This is a genomic window from Pandoraea sp. B-6 (assembly GCF_000282835.1).
GTDB classification, from domain to species: Bacteria; Pseudomonadota; Gammaproteobacteria; order Burkholderiales; family Burkholderiaceae; genus Pandoraea; species Pandoraea cepalis.
On the sequence record NZ_KB290524.1, the window covers coordinates 14,418 to 19,002 of the forward strand.

A 4,585-nucleotide genomic window follows, 5' to 3' on the forward strand; every position below is an offset into this window, starting at 1 on the left:
GGCTTCCTCGGCCGCGGCCGCCTTGGGTTCCGGTTGCGGATCCGGTTCCGGCTCGGGTTCCGGTGCGCTCGCCTGCGGCTCGACGTCTTGCGCCGGCGCCTCGGCGGCAAACGGCGAGCGCCAGAAGTTCGCCGCGCCCGCCTGTCCGAACGGCGACGCACTCGCCTGCGCGTCGCTCGCGGCGCCGAAGGTGCCGGTGCCGAACGAGCGAAGCGTGGCATAGGTGGCCCGTTGCACTTCGAAGGCCTGGATCGTCGAGCGCAGCACATTCAGATTGAGCGTGAGCCACTGCTCCACCGCTCGCATCTCGGCGATGCGATTCTCGATCTCGTCGGGATCGAGCAATGGCGCCGCGCTCTGCATCAACTGCGTGAGCGGCGAGGTGAATGTCGCGGGCGGGCTGAACGCTTCCCACATCTTCTTGAGAATGTCGAAGCCGTTGGGCATGGCACTCGTCGAATCGCTCATTACAGTCTCCAGTCACGGTCGGGGACGCACGGCCCGCGGGGCAATCCCGGCAAGTCGCGCACATCCTGAGCGCCTTTGCGCGCACGTCGGCGCGCGGAGGGCGTATGGATATGGATCATACGCCGAGCGTGCGCCAGTGGTGTGTCAGAACGGGGCGTCGCCGCTGTAATCGGGCGCGCGGCGCTCGCGCAGCGACGCAATGCCTTCGCGCACGTCCGGCCCCGCGAAGCCCATGAATTCGAGTGCGAGCGACGCATCGAACGAGGGCCCCGCGCTGCGCAACCAGTTGTTGAGCGCGTACTTGGTCCAGCGAATGGCCGTGGTCGAGCCACGCGCCAGCTTGTCGGCCACTTCGAACGCGCGCGGCAGCAGGTCGGCCTCGTCGACGGTGAGCGACACGAGCCCGATGCGCTCGGCCTCTTCGCCCGTGACCGGCTCGCACAGCAGCAGGTAGTACTTCGCCTTCGCCATGCCGCAGAGCAGTGGCCAGACGATGGCGGCATGATCGCCCGCCGCAACCCCCAGCCGCGTATGGCCGTCGATGATGCGCGCCGTCTTCGCGGCAATCGAGATGTCCGCGAGCAGGCCCGCGACCAACCCGGCCCCCACGGCCGGGCCGTGCATGGCGGAGACGATCGGCTTGCTGCAATTGATCACGTTGTAGACGAGATCGCGCGCTTCGCGCCACACGCGGGAGCGCACGGCGAAATCGTCGGCCATGTCTTCCACGAGCGACAGGTCGCCGCCGCCGGAGAACCCCTTGCCTTCGCCTCGAATGACGACCGCGCGCGTCTCGGTGTCGCGATCGATGTCGCGCCACACATCGGCCAGTTCCTGGTGCATGCGATGGTCGGCCGTCGACAGGCCGCTCTTGTTCGCCCCGGCGCCCATGATGAGTTCGAGTACGCCATTGGGATGCCGATTGAATTGCAGCGACTGGTAGTGTTGATAGGGGTCTTGCGACATGGCTTACCGCTCCAAAAAAATATCCCCGCGCAAGCGGGGATGGGGAGACGGCGGCACCGGACAACGCCGATACCACCGACGGTCAATCTGTGGTGGATGCGCGCAGCGTCGGCCGCCTCACCGTCATGCGAGATCGGCAGGACTCACAACTTTCGCGCGGCACTCACGGCGCGAGTTGCCACTTGCCATTCTCGATTTCGACCATCACACGGGCCCGCTGGTCGAGGCCGAGGTGATCGGTCGGGCTCATGTTGATCACACCATTCGTGACGTGCATGTTCTTGCTCGTCTCGAGCGCGTCGCGCAACGCCTTGCGGAATTCCGGCGTGCCCGGCTTGGCCGTCTTCAGCGCGATCGGAATGGCGCGCTGGAGCAGAATGCCGGCATCCCATGCATACGAACCGAAGGCGGCCACCGTGCCGGCACCGAACTTGGCTTCGTACTTCTTGATGTAGTCGAGCGCCACCGCCTTGGCCGGATGATCGTTCGGCAGTTGCGACGCCACGAGCACCGGGCTCGCCGGCAGGTACGTGTTGTTGCAATCCTTGCCGCACACGCGCAGGAAGTCGTTATTGCCCACGCCGTGGTTGTGATACACGAGCCCCTTGTAGCCGCGCTCGGCCAAGGCCTTCGGCGGCAGCGCGGCCGGCGTGCCGGCGGCGCCCACGACGACGGCGTCCGGGTGCGCGGCCATGATCTTCAGGATCTGCCCCGTCACGCTCGGATCGGTGCGGGCGAAGCGCTCGCTGGCGACCATCTTGATCTTGTGCAGCGCGGCGAACTTGGCGACTTCCTCGTAGAACGCTTCACCCAGCGCGTCCCCCTGACCGATAAACGCCATCGTCTTCACGCCATGACGGCTCGCATGCTCGGCGATGGCTGAAGCCATCTGCGCGTCGGTCTGCGGTGTCTTGAACATCCAATAACGCTTGGCGTCGACCGGTTCGATGATGCGGGCCGACGATGCCAGCGAAATCGTGGGCGTTGTGCCGCTGGCGATCACGTCGATCATCGCGAGCGTGTTCGGCGTGATCGACGACCCGATGATGGCGTCGACATGATTCTCGGAGATGAGCTTCTTGGTGTTCTGAACGGCGGTCGTGGTGTCCGACGCGTCGTCGAGCATGATGTACTCGACCTTCTGGCCACCGATCTCGGTCGGCAGCATGGTGATCGTGTTGCGCTCGGGAATGCCAAGTGACGCGGCAGGCCCGGTGAGCGAGATATTCACGCCGATCTTGACCTGAGCGGCAGCACCGCCGGCCATCGCCAGCAACATCGCACCCAGCAGGGCAGTGCGCACGGGGTTTCGCATGGAGAGTCTCCTGATCTGGTCTGGCCCGCGCTCGGTTTTTCTCTTGCGCGGGCCCCCTGGAAAAGGGGCCTCGCGCCGCGCCGGCGAAAATTAGGGCCGGTTCGCCGACCCGATAGGGGTGCGAACCGACTCAAGGAGACAAAGCATAGCGGAGCCGGAATTCCCTGCCATATCCGGGTTCACCCTATTGACGCATCGCCGCGAACGCCGCAAAGGTCCGCAGGACGCCGACTTTCAAGGCCCACAGGCATTTCCCGCCGCGTTGGCGACAAGAAGTCACTCATCCAGCGGCGAGACGGCCTGATCGATGGCGCCGAAGATCGACTTGCCCTGCGCGTCGAACATTTCGATGCGCACGCGATCGCCGTAGCGCATGAACGCGGTCTCCGGCGCGCCCTTGTCGATTGTCTCCAGCATGCGCTTCTCGGCAATGCATGCGCTGCCGCGACTGCGATCCTTATTGGAGATCGTGCCCGAGCCCACGATGGTGCCCGCGCGCACATTGCGCGTCTTGCACACGTGCGCCACGAGTTGGCCGAAGTCGAACACCATGTCTTCGCCGCATTCGGGCGCACCGAACTTCTTGTCGTTCCACTTCACGGTAAGCGGCCGGTGCACCCGGCCAGCGTGCCAGGCATCGCCCAGCTCGTCGGGCGTGACGGCCACCGGCGAGAAGCTGCTTGCCGGTTTGCTCTGGAAGAAGCCGAACCCCTTGGCCAGTTCGGCGGGAATCAGGTTGCGCAGGCTCACGTCGTTGACGAGCATCAACAGACGCACGCCTTCGAGCGCGCGCGCCGGGGTGGCGCCCATCGGCACATCCGACGTCACCACGGCAACCTCGCCTTCGAAGTCGATGCCGAAGTCTTCGGACGCGCAGACGATGTCGTCCGTCGGTCCAAGGAAGTCATCGCTGCCGCCCTGGTACATGAGCGGATCGGTCCAGAATTCGGGCGGCATGTCGGCCCCGCGTGCGCGGCGCACCAGCTCGACGTGGTTCACATAGGCCGAGCCGTCGGCCCATTGGTACGCGCGCGGCAGCGGCGCCATGCATTCGGCCGGATCGAACGCGAAGGCGTTTCGCGCACGCTGGTGATTGAGTTCGGTGTAGAGCGTCTGGAGCTGAGGCGCGTAGAACGTCCAGTCGTCCAGCACGCGTTGCAATGTGGGCGCGATGGCGTCGGCAATGCAGGCGCTCGACAGGTCGCGCGACACGACGATCAGTTGGCCGTCGCGGGTGCCGTCCTTGCGGGTAGCGAGTTTCATGGGATGGAGTCTGCGGGCCACCTGAGGCCCGATAGAATGGCGCGTGAAGCCGAAGATTCTACCTGAGGGCATCGCCCGCCCGTTGAACGGCCGCCGACACGATCTGTCGAACCGAGTGCATCGCAATGTGAGATCCTGAGCCCGTGACGTTCCGGTGGATTGTGGCTCGTGCCGTCGCTCGCTAAACGTCGGAATCGCCCGCATTGTCCGTCTCGCCCTTATTGCTCCTTTTGCCAAGCAGTGCCCAACGTGCCTCCGGCCCCCATCGATTCCCAGGACGCGGTCTTGCCGCCCGCTGGCCCGACACCGTCAGCGGCGGCTCGCCAGCGCGGGCTTTGGCGCACGCGTGGATTCGTCTGGGCGGGCGTGATGGCCGCCGTGCTCGCCGTCCACGGGCTCATCGCATTGTGGGTCGCGAGCGACCGGTCGTCGATGGAAGACACGCCGATTCCCGAGATTCCGGTCACGCTGATTCCGCTCAAACCTGTCGCACCTCCCGCACCGCCGGCGCCGCCCGCACTCCCCGCGCCGTCAGCGCCCAAGCCGGCCGTCAAGCCGCCCCCCCGCAAGCTC

The 4,585-nt window shown here is 65.8% G+C and carries 4 protein-coding genes and 1 pseudogene; 1 reads left to right on the forward strand and 4 read right to left on the reverse strand.

Annotated features, from left to right (window positions below; genetic code table 11):
* The 4 genes from A985_RS27050 to A985_RS0112645 form a co-directional block, all read right to left on the reverse strand.
* Window positions 1-468, reverse strand: a 468-nt coding sequence (locus A985_RS27050) for a PhaM family polyhydroxyalkanoate granule multifunctional regulatory protein (protein ID WP_369751574.1), incomplete at its 3' end; no start/stop codon positions are given.
* Between the two features lie 144 nt (window positions 469-612).
* Window positions 613-1,434, reverse strand: a complete 822-nt coding sequence (locus A985_RS0112635) for an enoyl-CoA hydratase/isomerase family protein (RefSeq protein WP_017233770.1) — start codon at window positions 1,432-1,434, stop codon at window positions 613-615.
* Window positions 1,435-1,597: 163 nt separating this feature from the next.
* On the reverse strand, window positions 1,598-2,749 hold the full coding sequence (locus A985_RS0112640; RefSeq protein WP_017233771.1) for an ABC transporter substrate-binding protein: 1,152 nt from the start codon (window positions 2,747-2,749) through the stop codon (window positions 1,598-1,600).
* Window positions 2,750-3,025: 276 nt separating this feature from the next.
* Entirely contained in the window at window positions 3,026-4,012 is a 987-nt protein-coding gene (locus A985_RS0112645) for a fumarylacetoacetate hydrolase family protein (RefSeq protein WP_017233772.1), read from the reverse strand.
* 249 nt (window positions 4,013-4,261) lie between these two features.
* Between A985_RS0112645 and A985_RS28180 the strand changes: the two are divergent.
* Window positions 4,262-4,585, forward strand: a pseudogene (locus A985_RS28180) (hypothetical protein); the annotation flags it as partial.

Excerpts from the sequence above, each read along its gene's own strand:
- A985_RS0112640 (WP_017233771.1), bottom strand. The coding sequence starts at position 2,749 with ATGCGAAACCCCGTGCGCACTGCCCTGCTGGGTGCGATGTTGCTGGCG.
- A985_RS0112635 (WP_017233770.1), bottom strand. The coding sequence starts at position 1,434 with ATGTCGCAAGACCCCTATCAACACTACCAGTCGCTGCAATTCAATCGG.
- A985_RS0112645 (WP_017233772.1), bottom strand. The coding sequence starts at position 4,012 with ATGAAACTCGCTACCCGCAAGGACGGCACCCGCGACGGCCAACTGATC.